The 16,210-nt window shown below is 63.6% G+C and carries 16 protein-coding genes; 7 read left to right on the forward strand and 9 right to left on the reverse strand.

Annotated elements, in window-relative coordinates; all coding sequences use genetic code 11:
* Positions 1 to 60 precede the first annotated feature (60 nt).
* The gene (locus ACW9UO_RS01600) at positions 61 to 1,305 is read left to right on the forward strand and encodes a cation:proton antiporter (protein ID WP_457087284.1); all 1,245 of its coding nucleotides are present in this window, start codon (positions 61 to 63) and stop codon (positions 1,303 to 1,305) included.
* Positions 1,306 to 1,494: 189 nt separating this feature from the next.
* Here ACW9UO_RS01600 and ACW9UO_RS01605 read toward each other — a convergent pair whose 3' ends face one another.
* From ACW9UO_RS01605 to ACW9UO_RS01645, 9 genes are all read right to left on the reverse strand, one after another.
* Complete coding sequence (locus ACW9UO_RS01605) at positions 1,495 to 2,580, reverse strand: c-type cytochrome (RefSeq protein ID WP_457087285.1); 1,086 nt, start codon at positions 2,578 to 2,580, stop codon at positions 1,495 to 1,497.
* A complete protein-coding gene (locus ACW9UO_RS01610) occupies positions 2,577 to 3,179 on the reverse strand; it encodes a cytochrome c oxidase assembly protein (protein WP_457087286.1) in 603 nt (200 codons plus the stop codon). The genes ACW9UO_RS01605 and ACW9UO_RS01610 overlap by 4 nt, the downstream gene beginning before the upstream one ends.
* Complete coding sequence (locus tag ACW9UO_RS01615) at positions 3,176 to 3,583, reverse strand: hypothetical protein (protein ID WP_457087287.1); 408 nt, start codon at positions 3,581 to 3,583, stop codon at positions 3,176 to 3,178. The genes ACW9UO_RS01610 and ACW9UO_RS01615 overlap by 4 nt, the downstream gene beginning before the upstream one ends.
* Positions 3,580 to 3,759 carry a hypothetical protein gene (locus tag ACW9UO_RS01620; protein WP_457087288.1) on the reverse strand — a complete coding sequence of 60 codons (180 nt, stop codon included), beginning with the start codon at positions 3,757 to 3,759 and terminating at the stop codon, positions 3,580 to 3,582. Before ACW9UO_RS01620 ends, ACW9UO_RS01615 begins: the two co-directional genes overlap by 4 nt.
* Positions 3,756 to 6,323 (reverse strand): cytochrome c oxidase subunit I, encoded by a 2,568-nt coding sequence (ctaD, locus tag ACW9UO_RS01625; protein ID WP_457087289.1) that lies wholly within the window; start codon positions 6,321 to 6,323, stop codon positions 3,756 to 3,758. The genes ACW9UO_RS01620 and ctaD overlap by 4 nt, the downstream gene beginning before the upstream one ends.
* A complete protein-coding gene (coxB, locus tag ACW9UO_RS01630; protein ID WP_457088583.1) occupies positions 6,320 to 7,330 on the reverse strand; it encodes a cytochrome c oxidase subunit II in 1,011 nt (336 codons plus the stop codon). The genes ctaD and coxB overlap by 4 nt, the downstream gene beginning before the upstream one ends.
* Positions 7,331 to 7,526: 196 nt before the next feature.
* Positions 7,527 to 8,354: a metallophosphoesterase family protein gene (locus ACW9UO_RS01635; protein ID WP_457087290.1), complete on the reverse strand. Its 828-nt coding sequence runs from the start codon at positions 8,352 to 8,354 to the stop codon at positions 7,527 to 7,529.
* On the reverse strand, positions 8,354 to 9,346 hold the full coding sequence (locus ACW9UO_RS01640) for a diacylglycerol/lipid kinase family protein (protein ID WP_457087291.1): 993 nt from the start codon (positions 9,344 to 9,346) through the stop codon (positions 8,354 to 8,356). The genes ACW9UO_RS01635 and ACW9UO_RS01640 overlap by 1 nt, the downstream gene beginning before the upstream one ends.
* A 168-nt stretch (positions 9,347 to 9,514) precedes the next feature.
* Positions 9,515 to 10,174: a TVP38/TMEM64 family protein gene (locus ACW9UO_RS01645; protein ID WP_457088584.1), complete on the reverse strand. Its 660-nt coding sequence runs from the start codon at positions 10,172 to 10,174 to the stop codon at positions 9,515 to 9,517.
* Between the two features lie 323 nt (positions 10,175 to 10,497).
* On the opposite strand from ACW9UO_RS01645, the gene ACW9UO_RS01650 reads away from it, so the two are divergent.
* The 6 genes from ACW9UO_RS01650 to ACW9UO_RS01675 all read left to right on the forward strand — a co-directional run bounded on the left by ACW9UO_RS01650 (position 10,498) and on the right by ACW9UO_RS01675 (position 16,139).
* Entirely contained in the window at positions 10,498 to 11,079 is a 582-nt protein-coding gene (locus tag ACW9UO_RS01650) for a L,D-transpeptidase (RefSeq protein ID WP_457087292.1), read from the forward strand.
* Between the two features lie 117 nt (positions 11,080 to 11,196).
* Entirely contained in the window at positions 11,197 to 11,919 is a 723-nt protein-coding gene (locus tag ACW9UO_RS01655; protein ID WP_457087293.1) for a response regulator, read from the forward strand.
* Entirely contained in the window at positions 11,916 to 13,337 is a 1,422-nt protein-coding gene (locus ACW9UO_RS01660; RefSeq protein WP_457087294.1) for an ATP-binding protein, read from the forward strand. The genes ACW9UO_RS01655 and ACW9UO_RS01660 overlap by 4 nt, the downstream gene beginning before the upstream one ends.
* A gap of 163 nt (positions 13,338 to 13,500) precedes the next feature.
* Positions 13,501 to 14,232, forward strand: coding sequence for a DsbA family protein (locus ACW9UO_RS01665; protein ID WP_457087295.1), 732 nt, complete (start codon positions 13,501 to 13,503; stop codon positions 14,230 to 14,232).
* A gap of 348 nt (positions 14,233 to 14,580) precedes the next feature.
* Positions 14,581 to 15,252 (forward strand): DUF1007 family protein, encoded by a 672-nt coding sequence (locus tag ACW9UO_RS01670; protein WP_457087296.1) that lies wholly within the window; start codon positions 14,581 to 14,583, stop codon positions 15,250 to 15,252.
* Positions 15,237 to 16,139 (forward strand): nickel/cobalt transporter, encoded by a 903-nt coding sequence (locus ACW9UO_RS01675; protein WP_457087297.1) that lies wholly within the window; start codon positions 15,237 to 15,239, stop codon positions 16,137 to 16,139. Before ACW9UO_RS01670 ends, ACW9UO_RS01675 begins: the two co-directional genes overlap by 16 nt.
* Positions 16,140 to 16,210 lie beyond the last annotated feature (71 nt).

Here is a 16,210-nt window from a genome sequence, read left to right on the forward strand (position 1 = left end):
CAAGCTCTGCTTCATCCCTGAAAAACCGTTAGAATTTGAATGAAATTGGAGTAGCAGGACTTGGAACAAGAGCCTTTTTTCACGTTTCAACCGTACCACATGGCCTTGGTTGCGGTTGGCGTGATCGTTATTCTGGCGCGCTGGTTGCCGCGGTTGTTTTCCTCGCGAGAGCCGGTGTCGGCGCCGCTGATGATCGTCTTCGGGGCTGGGATTTCGCTGCTCTTGCCGGGTGTGTCGCCGCTTCCAGACCCGCGCCAAACCCCTTTGCCGTGGGAGTTGGTCAGCGAGTTGACCGTGATTGTCGCGCTGTTTGGCGCGGGCATGCGGATCGACAAATTGCGGCCGTGGTCTCGGTGGATCCCGACCTTTCGCATGCTCGCGATTGCGATGCCGCTGACGATTTTCGCCGTGGCTGTGCTTGGGGTGATGGTTGGCGGGTTGACCGTGGCCGGTGCCTTGCTGCTTGGCGCGGTGCTGGCACCGACCGATCCGGTGCTGGCGGCGGATGTGCAAGTCGGACCGCCGCAGGAAGGCGCCGAACATCCGGTGCGCTTTACCCTGACCACCGAGGCGGGATTAAATGACGGGCTGGCGTTCCCCTTCGTTTACCTTGGCTTGATCGTCGCGGCCGAGGGGATGTCGCCCGAGGTCTGGCTTTGGGATTGGGTGCTGCTTGACGTGCTGTATCGCATCATTGTCGGCGTTGGCATGGGCTGGGCCGGGGGCCGGGCGCTGGCCTTTGTGCTGTTCTCGGTGCCGCGCAAATCGATCCTTGCGGAAACCGGGTCTGGCGTGGTGGCGCTGGCCGGGGTGTTGCTGTGTTACGGTTCGACCGAGCTGGTTGAGGGTTATGGCTTCATCGCTGTCGCCGTGCTGGGCCTGACCCTGCGCCGGGTCGAGGAAGACCACCACTTCCACCGCCGTCTGCACGATTTTTCCGAAGCCATCGAGCATGCCTTGACCGCGCTTTTGCTCATCGCGCTTGGCATCGTGTTGCCCAGTCTGTTTGCCGATCTGCAATGGACGCATGTGGCGATTGCCTTGGCGCTGATCGCGGTGATCCGGCCTGTCACCGGCTGGCTGGCCCTGGCCGGGACCGATCTTCGCCGTCGAGACCGCGCAGTGGTGTCGATCTACGGCGTGCGCGGCATCGGCTCGATTTACTACCTCTGTTATGCGGGCAGCCACATGGAGTTCGCCAACGAGGCGCAGCTTTGGTCCTTGGTGGGTTTGGTCATCCTGATCTCGACCATCCTGCACGGGTTCACCGTGGGCTGGGCGATGGATCAGTTGAAAGACGCCTGAGGCGACGGGGTCGCTTGCACAGCCGGTCTTATTTGGTCGCCTTCGCGACGGGCCGTCCTTTGCTGCTCCCGCGAAGGTCTTACTAAGTCGCCACCATGACGGGGTGACTTAGTTTAGTAAAGTCCGCCACCGGCGTCCCATTGCCGCTTCTGTGCATGTCTTTTTCAGTCGCCTCCGCGACCGTCATATTCAGTCGCCTCCGCGACCGTCATATTCAGTCGCCTCCGCGACGGGCAAGCGGGAGTAATACAGCGCGAGGGCGGCAATGTCCTGATCTGTCAGCGTCATCGCCGCTTTCTCCATCAGTTCTGCCCGCGCCGCGCCGCCGCGGCGGCCATCGCGCCAGAGGTGCAGCTGTTGTTCCAGATAGGGCTGCCACTGGCCGTTGAGCGCGGGCATCTGTGCGGGCTTTACGCTGCGGCCCGGCCCGTGGCAGGCGGTGCAGGCGGGCACGTTGACAGTGCCGCGCGTGGCCAGTGCCTCACCTTGCGCCAAAAGGCTGGCGTCTTCGGGGGACAGCGGGGCGAGGGTGGTCGCGGAAGCGGGCTGTTTGGCGAAATACGCCGCCGTCTCTGCCTGCTCGGCGTCTGAGATCAAGGACACCGCCTGCGCCATGAACCCACTGTCGCGCGCACCCGAGCGGTAGGCGCTCAGGCTGTCGGCGATGTAATCTTGGCTGAGGATATCAAGTCGCGGCACCTTTCCTCCCGGCGTGCGCCCCTGCGGCCCGTGGCACGAGACGCAATAGGCCACGGCGCTTTTAACCTCGGGCGCAGTATAGCCGGTATCGGCATAGCCGGTGTCAGCCTCATCCCGCAGAGTTTCGAGATAGGCCACCACGGCCCAGACCTCATCCTTGCGGGTGGCGGGCCAATGCGGCATGCCGCTCATGATGATGCCGTCCTGGATAATCAGATAAAGGTGCTGCGGCTCCCAATCGCCAGGCAGCGCTTTGATCGCGGGCGGTTGTGGCTCCATCGACAGTGCGGTGGCCGGGCGCGCCTCGCCGGGGCGGGCGTGGCAAAAGGCGCAGGCGGTCTCATAGTGACCCTGGCCCAGCGCGGCGAGGCCGGGGGCGGTGAGGTCAGGCACCTCCTCAGCATCCGGCGCACGCAGCCGGATCGAATTGCGAAAGGTGGTGTTAAGCACCCAGGACACGCCCGGCCAATGCCCCGCACGCGCCGAAACGTTATACAGCCCAAGGCCAACCACGGCGGCAGCCCCCAGCGCGCCAAGCACCGCCAAAGCGGCAAGGGTCAGGATGACAGGTCTCATGTGGGTGCCTCCGTCGTGGGCTGGGCCAGCCCGCGTTTCATCAGCCAGACTCCGGCCAGCAGATAGGCCGGCGTGCCGATCCCGAGCATCAACAGCCCGCCCAATTGCTGCGCTCCAAGGTCCGGTGCCATGCCACAGGCCCCGGCAAAAAGATCACGCGGCGCAAGGATCAGCAGCGCGCCCAGCAGCGTCATGTGCATCGAGGTCAACAGCATCGCACCCGCACCTGCAAGCCGCTGCCCGGCGCGAAAGGCCCCCGCCCAGACCAAGAGGCCGACCAGCAGGAAGCTGGCCTGCTCAAGGGCGAACACCAAGCCAGAGCCACAGGCCAGCCCGTACATCCTTGGCAGGTGCCAGCCCCAGACCACGGCAAACTCCAGCACCGTCGCCAGCAGCGGTGACACCGCCAGCAGTCGTGCCAACCCCGGCCAGCCGAGCACCAGCAGCGGCGCGGCAATCGCGACCAGCGTCATATGGCGCAGCATGTGCAGGGGGAACATCGGCATCTGCCACGGCACCCAGAGCAGCGCCAGCAAAGCCAGGCCCAGAAATGCCAGGCCAGTATGGGCCGGGACAATAGATGCCGGGGGACGGATCATCGGCAGGTTCCGATCAACAGCACCGGCAGGGTCACATAGACCACGCCGACAAACGAAATGATCGCCAGCAGAAAACCGGCGCGGCCCATGAACCTGTGGCGGGTCTCGTTGCCACTCTCAGGGGTGGTGCGCGCGTGATGGCCCGCAATGTTCCACTGCCGCCATGCCTGCCAGCCAAGCCACAGGATCAGGCCCAGCGCCAGCGCCGTGGCGGCCATCACACCGGTGCGCAGCGGCAAGACACCGTCGCCGCCCTCTGCCAACCGGCCACAATACAGCGCGGTTGCGGCGTAACTGGCGGCGAAATGCAGCGCCCAGATTGTGGGGCAGAGCACCAGCCGCCACAGGCTGCCCGCAGCCTCGGCGAACTCTTCGGCTTGGGGATGGCGCGGCCCGGTGCTCATGGCGACACCCCCGGAGCCACGCCCAAGGCACTTGCAGGCACCAGAGCCGTGAGGTGCCAGAACCGCGCAACATGGCATAGGTCGGCGTCAAAGTGCGAACACAGCCCTTGCCGCCTCCGGCTGCCAGCGGTCTCCTCAAGCTCTTCGGTCTCTGGGCGGGGTGCGGTGTTGCTCATGACAACAGCCCCGGAGCCACGCCCAGAATGAACCCGGTGAACAGCGCCGTCAGCCCCATGAAGTGCCAAAACAGCGCGACATTGCACAGGTCGGCGTCATAGCGCGGGGTCATCTTGCCTGCGATGCTGCCCGCAAGGCAGTAGCCCTGCATGATAACTGCCAAAATGCTATGCGCCGCCAGCCAAACCGCAAAGGCCCACATCATCGCCGGGTAGACGTGGCTTGTCGGGTCCAGCGCCAGCACCGACCACACCATGAGCGCGGCGCCGGCGACTGTCGCCACCAGCCCGCCCGCCAATGTCACCCGGCACAGGCCGACATGGCCACGTTTGTTGACCTCGCGCGCCAGCACCGTCGCCCCCCAGGACAGCACCAGCAGCAAGGTGCCCGCCGCGACCATCGCGCCATTGGCGTGCAACGCGCCCTCGGGCAGGAAATCCGCCCGCGCGGTCCAGTAAAAGAAGAAGCCAAAGATCAGGCTGGCAAAGGCGGTGGCATCGCCAAGCATGGTGATGAACACCCCCCACCAGCCGACGGACTTTGGCCCCGAGGCATAGACCGGCAAGCGCAGCCCAAGACCGGCGTCGCGCATGTCTCCGGCGGGCACCTGCGCCGTCGCGGTCCACAGCCAGTAGAGCACGCAGACAATCGCAAACGCGCCGCAGATGATCGCAGGGGTATAGATGTGGAAGGTGGGAAAGATGAATGCCCCGCCGGTAAAGCCCGCCGCCATCAGCGTGATCCACGCCGGGCCGGTGACGCGCTGCACCAGTACCGGCGTCGCGTCGATCACCGAAGTCACCATGGTTTCGCGCACCGCGCCCGGTGCATCGGGCAGGTAATAGCGACCGGCGTCCATCCGCGCGACCAGCTTGTCCTGATCCCACAATGGATAACGCGAGGTGATATGCGGCACCGAGCGCACGCCCCAAGCTTCCTCTGGCACCTCATGCGACCATTCCAGCGTGCCCCCGCCCCACGGGTTGCGCGCAATGGTGCCCTGATGGCCCTTGGGTCGCAAAAGGTCATAGAGGAACACCGCAAACCCGGCGGCCACCACAAAGGAGCCTACCGTTGAGATCATGTTCAGCAAATCCCAGCCCGCACTGGCGGGATAGGTAAAGATGCGCCGGGGCATGCCTTGCAGCCCGGTCAGGTGCATCGGCAGGAAGGTGACGTTGAACCCGGTAAAGATCAGCCAGAACGCCCAGCGGCCCAACCTCTCGGACAACAGCTTTTTGCGGAAGAATGGGAAGAAGTAATAGATCCCCGCGAACACCGGAAAGACCATGCCCCCGAACAGGGTGTAATGCAGGTGGGCGACAATGAAGTAACTGTCATGCGCCTGCCAGTTAAACGGCACAATCGCCAGCATCACCCCGGTCAGCCCGCCTGCGACGAAAATCGCCAAGGCGCCTGCAATCCACAGCATCGGCAGGCTCATCTTGACCCGACCGACCATGAGGGTGGCGACAAAGGCGAAGAGCTGTACGCCCGTAGGGATCACCACCGCCTCAGACGCGGCGGAAAAGAACCCCAGCGAGATTGACGGCAAGCCGGTGGTGAACATGTGGTGGACCCACAGGCCGAAGCTGAGGAACCCGGTGCCGACCGCGCTTAGCACAATCCACGAATAACCCACGATAGGGCGCTGGGCGACGGTGGGCACAATCATCGCAGCAATGGCGATGGAGGGCAGGAAGACGATGTAAACCTCGGGGTGGCCAAAGATCCAGAACAGGTGTTGCCAAAGCAGCGGGTCGCCGCCGCGCGTCGGGTCAAAGAATGGCCAGTCGAAGGACCGCTCGAGTTCGAACAGGAAATCCCCGGCAATCAGCGGCGGGAAGGCAAACAGGATCATCGCGCCGACCACCAGCACGTACCACGCATACAGCGGCATCAGGTTGATCCGCATTCCCGGTGGGCGGCATTTGAGCGCGCCGACGATCAGCTCGACCGCAGCGGCGATTGAGGCAACCTCGATAAAGCTGAGACCAAGCAGCCAGATGTCGGCCCCGATGCCTTCGTCCTGTGTCGCAAGGGGCGGATACATGAACCAGCCAGCCTTGGGCGCGGCGTCAAACAGCAGCGATCCCATCACGAAAATGCCGCCGATCAGGAAGCACCAATAGCCGTAGGCCGACAGACGCGGGAACGGCATGTCGCGCGCGCCAAGGAAGGCGGGGAGGAGCAGGATGCTGATCGCCTCGAACATCGGCACCGCGAACAGGAACATCATCGCCGAGCCGTGCATAGTGAAGAACTGGTTGAACCGGTCGGCATCAAGAAAGGTGTTCTCGGGCACAGCCAATTGCACCCGGATCGCCAGCGCCAAGAGGCCCGCCACCAGCATAAAGAAGAACGCGGTCATGGTGTACCAGACACCGACCTCGGAGTTGTTGACCGCCGACCAATAGCGCCAGCCTTGCGGGGTCTTCCACGCACGGCGCAACTCGGTCTGGCCACGCTCTTGCTCGGCCTGCGAAACTGGCTCGGCCAGCATCTCCGCGCTGGGCGGATAGGGGCCTTCGGGGGTCAGATCGGCGGCGCGGTTCACCGTCATTTCAGCGCCTCCAGATAGCGGGCAAGGTCATCAATCTCGGGCTGGCTCAGGTGGTCATAGGTCGGCATTTTCACCTCGGGCTTAAGCGTCTCTGTGTGGCCGATCCAGCGGGCGAAATCCGCCGCCTCGGTGCCCAGGATCCCGGCCCCCAGCGACACGCGGCTACCGACATGAGTAAGGTCAGGGCCAACCAGTCCGCGCGCTTCGGTGCCGCGAATGGCATGGCACGCGGCACAGCCTTCGCGGGCAAACAAAGCCGCACCGCGCTGGGCGTCGGGGGCGGTGATCGAAGCGGCATCACTGGCCTCATGGGTTAGCCAAGCGTCGAAGGCCTCAGGCTCCATCACCACGGTCTCAAACGCCATCAACGCATGTGACGCCCCGCAGAATTCGGCACATTGGCCGCGATAGACGCCGGGATTGGTCGGCTCGAACGACATAAAGGTTTCGCGCCCGGGGATCATATCGGTCTTACCGCCCAGCGCCGGCACCCAGAACGAATGGATCACGTTGTGCGCCGCCAGTACCAGACCGGTGCGCGTGCCCACTGGCAGCCGCAGCTCATTGGCCGACACAATCGGCGCCTCGGCCCCCTCGGGCCAGTATTCCACCCGCCACCACCATTGCTCGCCAGTGATTTTCACCTGCAGCCCGTCGCCGGGGTCACGCTGGTTGGTCATCATTGGCAGGGAATAGATCAACAGCGCGCCAAGCAGCACCACCGGAAACAGGATGCCGCCGCCGACAATCACCGCTTCGGCCCATTTGCGCGACATCGCCCCCACGTTGAACCGCGTCACATAGAGAAACAGCGCCGCGACGGCGAGCCAAAGCACGACAGCCCCGACAAGCATCACCCAGAACAGCGAGAGCAGTTCAGAGGCGTCGGTGCCCGCGGGGTTAAGAACGGACTGACGCCCGGTGCAGCCCGCCAGAAGTACTGGTGCCGCCAAGGCAATGCCGCATCTTGGGCGGGTGAAATATCTCACGCGTGGTGTCGTCACGATGTCAAATGCTTCATGTCAGAGCTGCCCGGCGTCTGGCCGTTTGAATTCATAATCGGTCACGTAGCGCGCCAGATTGCATTGCCAATCCAAAATATCGCCACCGCGCTGGCATCTGTACGGGGCGGCCCGGTCAAGACACGGTCGGATGGGCAAGTCGCTGCGATCCTTGCGCCCCTCGTGTAGCCCGCCGCGTGCGCTACTCTGGTTGAACCTGTGGATCGCCAGCTTTCAGCCGCCAGCCATTCGCGGCCTGAAGAAAGGTCGCGGACTGGATGTGCTCGAAATCGCGCGCAGCGGCGCCTGCGGCAAAGCGGTCAACCTGCACCTCGCTGCCCCGCAGGAGCAAGAGATTGAAATCATTCGGCTCTCCGCGCACCCGGTTCGACAGGCCGGTCCCGGCATGGACCTGCAATACGGCGCGGGTGTCATCCAGCTCGACAAAGGTTTCGGCGCGCCAACTGTGCAGATGGCCCGACAGCACGATATCGGTGCCCGCCGCGCCGAGCGTATGGATCGCTCCGGCGGCGCCGCGCATCAAGGTCTTGGTGTCGCCGGGGCGGTGTTGCAGCGGGTGATGCAGCACGGCGATGCGCAATGCCCCCGGCGAAGTCTCGGCAAAGCCGCGCTTCACCCGGCGGATGTCATTCCAGCTGAACCAGCCGCGCTGCACCGCCAAAGGATCGACCGTGTTGATCCCCAGAACGGTGGCCTCGGGCGTGTGGACCACCGGATTGAGGTTGCGATTGATGTATTTGCGGTACTTGGCGAAGGGCCGCACCAGCCGTTCCACCACGTTGTACAGCGGCGTGTCATGGTTGCCCGGCACCACCAGCACCGGCGCGTCGATCGCATCAATAAACGCGCGCGCCGCGCGGAATTGCGAGGCGCGCGCGCGTTGGGTCAGATCGCCGGAGATGGCCACGAGATCGGGGGCCAGCCCGTTGACCTTGGCAAGCAGGGGGCGCATCAACTCTGGCCGGTCGCGGCCAAAGTGCAGATCGGAGAGGTGGACCAACCGCTTCATCAGCGCTTGTCCACATCCTGCGGTGGCGCGATCACTTGCAGCGCGTCGGTCTGCATCCACAGATGAAACGGTCCGGCAATCTGATCCCGTTCGCCATCGCGCGCCACCAGCAGCGATTTGCGTTGGGCGGTGATCCGAATGTCCTTGGCACAGATCAGCCGGAAGTCGCGGTTGCGCACCGCAAAGCCCAGCGCCATTTTCACCACCTGCACAAACAGCATCGGGCCGCTGGTGTCCTGCGCCAGCAAGAGCGCGAGCTTGCCGGTCTCGACACAGTCGGCCCCGTCGCCGCCGAATTGCCGCAGCTGGTAGGCATTGCTGCAGACAAAGGCCAGCGGCGTGCGGATGTCGTGCACCTCGCCATCGGCGGTGATCTTGAGCGTGAGCGGGCGGGGCGGGCGCAGGATGCCAGCGAGCAGCGTCCAATAGGCGGCAATCCGGCTGCGGCCCCAGCGTTTGTACACCGTCTCACGCCGCCGCAAAATCAGCGGATACAGCCCGAGGCTGGCGTTGTTAAGGAACAGCTTGTCGTTGATCTTGCCAAGCTTAAGCATCTGCCGGCGGTCGTTTGCAATGACAGCAATCGCCTCTTGCGGGTCCTCGGGGATGCCAAGCGAGCGGGCGAAATAATTGAATGTTCCGAAGGGGATGATGCCCATCGCGGCGGAGGTGCCGACCAGCCCCGAGGCCACGCCATTGATCGTCCCGTCACCGCCTGCAACCACAACAACCTCGGCGCCGTTGTCGGTGGCCTGTCGCGCTTTACTGGCGATGTCGTCCTTGGAGTTCAGCGTGGTGATTGAGGCCTCAAGCCCCGCTTCGGACAACCAAGTCCGCAGGTCGTCGACACTCGGGCCCTCGGTGCCGCGCCCGGATGTCACGTTCAGCAACACTTCGACACTGCGCGCGGGTTTGGTGGCGTTGTCCGGTCGGTCTTGTGGCGCCCAAGCGCTCTGCCGGTCGGTGACGGGTATCTGTGTTGCGTCCTGCATAGCCCTCGTTCCCGGCGTTTCCGCTTTATCCGATGTTGCGACGCGGTCGCAGCCCGGCACCGCACAGATGGCCCGGACGTTCCCACGCCAACGGGGCCGACAGTCCGGCCCCGCTGGTGGCTCAACACCCGACGGTTTCAAAGGTTCCACGCATCCTGTGCGCGTGTGTCACTTGCCATCCGAACCGCGCTTTTTGCGCAAAACAGCATAGGCCACGGACACGGCGGTAAAGCCGCCCAAAAGGATCGCGGTCCAGGTGGCGGCACCGGCGTCGCCCGTCATCGCCTCATGGCCAAGGTAGACCAGCACAAAGCTCGCCGGGATGATCCCGGCAAAGGTGGCAAGCGCAAACCGCCACAGATGCAGTGTGCTCAGCCCCGCGACATAGCTGATCATATCGAACGACACGAAGGGCAGAAGCCGACTGCCAAACACCAGAAACGTCAGCGTATTTTGCGATCCGAGCAGGCTGGCCCCGACGTTCTTACCGAAGTGACGCTCGACAAAGGGCCGCCCAAGCCAACGCGCCAGACCAAAGGCGATCAGCGCACCCATTTCCGCGCCCAGCACCACCAGAACCGTGCCAAACGCATTGCCATAGGCCGCCCCAGCCACCATCGCAATCGGGGCCGAGGGCAGGGGGCTGGCCACCACCGCCAGCGTCATCAGCGCCACCACAAGCACCGGCCCCAGCGCGCCGGCCGCATCAATCCAGCGGCGCATGTCGGCGCGTTCGGGCAATACGCTGTCTAACCCGACAAGCTCGGGGAAGGCCGCAATGACAAACAGCAGACCAAAAGCAATCAAAAGGCTTATCCGGATCAGAATGGCCTTGTCTCCTATGAGGCAAAATCAGGCAGGCGAAAGGGGGCCCGCACCCGGTCCATAGGCAAGCATCGCGCAATGTGCAGTAGGAAAATCGCGTTGGCAATTCACGCGAGGGGGGACGCAGTGATTAAGTGCAACTTTGATACAAATTACGACAAACTCGGGCTATACGCTTTAAACTTATGTCAACTATCTTGCCATTATCTGGGCAAAGGCAGCAGTAAGACACATGGTGCCGGCCCGGCAGCGTTGCAAGCGCGCCCCTCGTGGGCTGTGTATCGGGTTGCGCCCCACCATGTGACCCAAGTTACGGAGCCTATCGAGTGACCCAGTTTTCCCGCCGCACCTTCCTGTCCACCACTCTTGCCACCTGTGCGCTGCCCGGCGCGGCGCTGGCGCATAAATTTCAGATGCCGGAAAAGTATGTGCCGCAGCTGGTAAACACCCGGCGCAAGGATTGGCTTGCTGGTGATGTGCATGTGGTGCCGGATGATTTCTACCTGTTCTTTATGCTCGAAAACGGGATCGCCATCCGATACGGCGTCGGCGTTGGCCGCAAGGGGCTGTACGAGGCGGGGACCTTCACGGTTGAGCGCAAGGCAGAATGGCCGTGGTGGCGGCCAACCAATGCGATGATCCGGCGCGAGCCCGGCAAATATGCCAAATACAAAGACGGCATGAAAGGCGGGCCAAACAACCCGTTGGGTGCCCGCGCGCTTTATCTGTATGACGATGCGGGCCGTGACACCTATCTGCGCATCCACGGCACCAATGCGCCCCAGACCATCGGCTCTGCGGTGTCGAACGGCTGCGCCCGGCTGACCAATGACCACGTCAAAGACCTGTACAAACGGGTTGAGGTGGGTGCCCGCGTGTACCTTTATCCCAAGCAGAACGCGGCCTGACCCTTGGCTTGGCCGCAAATGCACCCCCGCAGGGGCGGTCACTCCAACGCTGCGCCGGTTACAATCCGCGACAAAACCACAGCAGTCAGCGCCCGAAATTTGCTGTAAACGCCCAGCATGGAAACCCTGCCCAATATACTTGTGGTCGACGATCACCGTGACATCCGCCAATCGGTTGCGCGCTATCTTGAGCGCAACGGATTTCAGGCCAGCATGGCGGCGGATACCGCCGAGATGGACAGCCTGCTTGCGGGCGCGACTTTCGATTTGATCGTTCTGGATGTGATGATGCCGGGCGAGGATGGCGTGAGCGCCTGCAAACGCCTGCGCGACAGCAGCGATATTCCGATCCTGATGCTGACCGCGCTGGATGGCGAAGACGATCTGGTGACCGGATTTGGCAGCGGGGCCGATGACTACCTGTCCAAACCCTTTAGCCCGCGCGAGCTTTTGGTACGCATTCAGGCGATCCTGCGCCGGGCTGGCAAACGCGCCGAGGCGACCGACAGTCTTGCCGGCAAGACGGTGTCGTTTGGCGGGGTGGTCTATGACGTGGATGCCCGCCAGATCCGCGCCGAGGATGGCCGCCACGAGATATTGACCTCGGGCGAGGCCAAATTGCTGTGCATCTTGATTATCCACGCGCGCGAGGTGCTGAGCCGGGATGATCTGCTGATGAAAAGCACCGGCCGGGTGGCTGGGCCGATGGACCGCACCATCGACAACCAGATCAGCCGCCTGCGCAAGAAGATCGAGCCGGATGTGCTGCGCCCCCGGATCATCGCCACCATCCGCAACGGTGGCTATTCCCTGACCAGCGATGTCGAGATCGCGCCGTGACGACGCCGGGCTGGCGGATGCGCACGCAGGTTGTCCTGTTGGTGCTGGCGGCGGTTGTGGCCGGGCAGGGGCTAAGCCTGTGGCTGTTTGCCGACGAACGCTCGCTTGCGGTGCAGGCCGCGCTCGGGGCCGAGGCGGCGGGGCGCGCGGCCAATGTGGCGCGGCTGATCGAAACCGCGCCAGTCAGTTTGCATGACCGGATCGTGACGGCGGCAAATTCGCCGTTGGTGACCTTTGAACTGAGCACTGAGGCCCATGTGGCCGATGGCGAACACCACGCTGATGAGCTGGTCGCCTTGCGGATCAGGGCGCTGATGGGCGACAGCTTCAGCCGGGCGATCCGGGTGGAAGTGCATGAAATCGCTGGCACAGTTCTGCCGGTCCCCAACCTCACCCCCGAGCTTGCCGCCGTGCACGCCGACATGATGCGCGGCACTTTGGCGGCGGTCGAACTCGAGATTTCAATCGCGCTGACCGGGGGCAATTGGCTTAATGTCGCCACACGGTTCGAGCGTCCGCCCTGGCAGGTGCGCGCCAGTTCGGTGACCTCTTTTGTGATCACCGCGGGGCTGGTTGTGGCCGCGATCTTTTGGTTTGTGATTGCGCGCCTGACGCGGCCCCTGACGGCGCTGACCGCGGCCACCGACAGGCTGGGCCGCGGCGAAAACGTGCCGGATCTGGTGCCCAGCGGCCCGCGCGAGGTGCGGGCGTTAACCCAGTCGTTCAACATCATGCAGGACCGGCTGAGCCGCTTCGTGGCCGACCGGACCTTGATGCTGGCGGCTTTGGCGCATGATCTGCGCTCGCCGCTGACGGTGATGCGGGTGCAGTCCGAGATGGTCGACGATGCCGAAACCCGCGAGGCTTTGGGCCGCTCGGTCGAGGAAATGTCGGATATGGTCGAAGCGACGCTGGCCTATGCGCGCGGTGTTGGCGCACAGGAAGAGGTGACGCCGATTGCCCTGTCAGACCTGATCGCACGCAGTGCGCGGGGCGGCCCGGTGTCGGTGGCCCCGCGCGATGACCTTACGGTGATGGTGCGCCCGCAGGCGATGACCCGCGCCCTGCGCAACCTGATCGACAACGCGCGGCGCTATGGCACGCAGGCCGATGTGGCCTGGACGGCGCGGGACGGTTGGATCTGGATCACGATTGACGATATCGGGCCGGGCATTCCCGCCGATCAACTTGACCACGTTTTTGAACCCTACGTGCGGCTAGAGCAGAGCCGGTCACGCGACACCGGCGGCACCGGCCTGGGCCTGTCCATCGCCCGCAGCATCGTGCTGGCCCATGGCGGCAATCTGAGGCTGCTCAACCGGGCGACAGGCGGGTTGCGGGCGCAGATTGCGCTGCCGCTGTCGCAGGGGCCAGTGGCGAAGCCCGGCGATGAAGCGAACACAGCAATTACAAAATGATACACGCCCCGGCGCGCGTCAGATGTTAATCGAACGTCAAGGTTAATCCGGCAAAGAAGGGGAGCAATGCGCGCGCCCAACCCTTTGCCGCAGGCCGCCCACATGCGGATAAGCGCGCCTTCGCGTGCCGAAACTATCACGCCCAATCGAAAGAGAAGTGACGATGCTGAAATCCCTACTTACCCCGGCCGTTCTGGCCTTCGCCCTCGCGCCGCTTGCCGTATCGGCCCAAGAGCTGTCAGACGCGCGGATCAAGGAACTGGTCTATGAGGCCATTCTGGAAAACCCCGGCATCGTGATGGAGGCTGTGCGCCTGCTTGAGCAGCAAAATCAAGACCAACAGAATGCCGCCGCCGCCACCGCGCTTGGGTCGATGGGCGACAAGCTGAACAACGACCCAAATGCCCCGGTGCTTGGCAATCCCGAGGGGGACGTGACCGTGGTGGAATTCTTTGATTACAATTGCCCCTATTGCCGGCGCGCCATGCCCGAGGTGGATGCCTTGATCGCGCAGGACAAGAATGTGCGGCTGGTTTATCGCGAATGGCCGATTCTCGGCGATGGCAGCGTCTTTGCCGCCCGCGCCGCACTGGCCGCGCGCAAGCAGGGCAAATACGAAGAATTTCACGTGGCGATGATGGGGATGCAAGGCCGCGCCGAAGAGGCCAGCGTGCTGCGGATCGCGCGTGACGTGGGGCTTAATATCGATCAGCTGCGCATCGATATGGAGGCGCCGGACGTGTCGGAACACATCGACACCTCGATGGAGCTGACCCGGACGCTTGGTTTTTCCGGCACGCCGTCGTTTGTGATCGGCGATGCGCTGATCCCCGGTTTCGTGGAAAGCGATGTGCTGGTGAAACAGGTGGCTGAGACCCGCGAAAAACAAAACTGATATTGGCGGCGGGCATCCAGGGCATCGCGTCTTTGGTGCCCGTCACTCTGCTATGGCGGGCTGCCTCCGCAAGACGGCATGGCGTTGGCTGGGCGCGCAGCTTGGTTCATCTCGGTTATCTGTGAACGCCAGATGGCCCCGATTTGCAGGGACAATCCCGCCGGGAAGGGTCAATGCGAAAATCTCCGCCGATGGCCGGAGCGCCCCGCCATTGCGCCCGCGCGCAATCCGGTGTTTGAAGGCAAATTGACACGACACTTCGGAGATCCGACCATGTTGGCGCATGAAAGTCAGAAATCTATCGCAAGGCGGCGCGGCACTGGCAGCCGTTGCGCAACAACCGTTTGCATGCGGCACCTGCGCGCCGCGCGCCGTGCGCTTTTGTCGGCCACGCTTGGGGTCTTTGCAATGGTTTTGCCGCTTGGTGCACACCCGCATGTCTTTATCGACGGCGGCATCGACTTTGCCTTTGACGGGACTGCCAACCTGCAAGGGATCACCGTCACCTGGATTTATGACCCGTTCGAGACGCTTTATATGCTGTCTGAAATGGACGTCACGCCCTCGGGGCCGGACGGATTTACAGACGAAGAACGCCAGATTGTCGAAGCCAACCTGTCGGATTTTCCGGCAGATTTTGATGGCTCCGCGCATCTGAGCATCGGGGCAGAGCCGGTCGCGCTTGGCTGGCCCAGTGATCTCACGGCGCAGATGAGGGGCGAGCGGCTGGCGCTGACGTTTACCCGCACGCTTGATGTGCCTCTGCCGATGGACGGGCGCGCGCTGACGGCGGCGTTTTATGAACGGACGTATTTCTTTGATTTCAGCCTGACCGAAGACAGCAAGATCACCGGCAGCGGCGATCTGTGTTCGGCCACGCGCGATCCGTTCAAAGCCTCGGAAAAGACTGCGGAAATGCAGCAGGCTTTGGCCAAACTCAGCCGCGAGGAAAGCCCGGCTGACAGCAATGTCGGGGCCCAGTTTGCGGATCGTGTGGTGGTGACATGTGGCAACGGCTGATCCTGGCGCTCGGGCTTTTGGCGGTTGCCGGGGCGGGGCTGTACCTCAACTGGCCCGCGATCCTGACGTGGACCGCTGAGACCCAGCGCGCGTTTCAGAACACGATGGCGAGCGGGCTGCGCGCGGCGCAAAACGGCGATCCGCGCGCCTTGGCATCGCTGAGCCTCGCGACGTTTTCCTATGGGTTGGTGCATGCCGCGGGGCCGGGGCACGGCAAGATTTTGCTCGGGGCCACTGCTGTCGCATCGGCCGCGACATGGCGGCGGATGGTGGTGCTGTCGCTGGTGTCGGGGCTGGCGCAGGCTTTGAGCGCGATCCTGCTGGTCGTGGCCCTTGTCAGCGGGCTCAAGATCCTGTCGGGCAGCGATGCGGTCGATCTGGCCGAGGCTTGGCTGCGCCCGCTGAGCTATGGGTTGTTCGTGGCGATCGGCGGCGTGATTGTCTGGCGGGGGGTGCGCATTCTGCTGCCTTCTGCGCCGCAAGGGCACGACCCTACGCACGACCATCCCCATGACCATCCCCATGATCACTCCCAGTGCGGCCACGCGCATGGCCCGTCGGTGTCCGACATCGAAGCGCTGAAAACCTGGCGTGACAGCGTCGCGCTTGTGGTCAGCATCGCGATCCGGCCCTGCACTGGCGCGCTGTTCCTGCTGGTGATTGCTGCGCGGCTTGAGATTCTCTGGGTCGGCATCGTCGCCACCTTTGCGATGGGTCTGGGCACGGCGGTGTTCAACGCGGGGGTCGCCACCTCTGGCGTTTTTGCCCGCCGTTTGGCGCAATCGGGTGACAGCCGCACCCTTCAGATGTCTGCCGGGTTGCTGCATGTCACCGGTGGCGCGCTGATTGTTGTGCTCAGCCTCGCGTTCCTTCTGCCGACATTGTGACCGCGCGTGCGCCGCAGGCGGGGGGCCATGGCTCGATCTTTGTCGCTGACACGCTAGACTTTTATCGACGG

The organism is Marinovum sedimenti, from assembly GCF_054052205.1.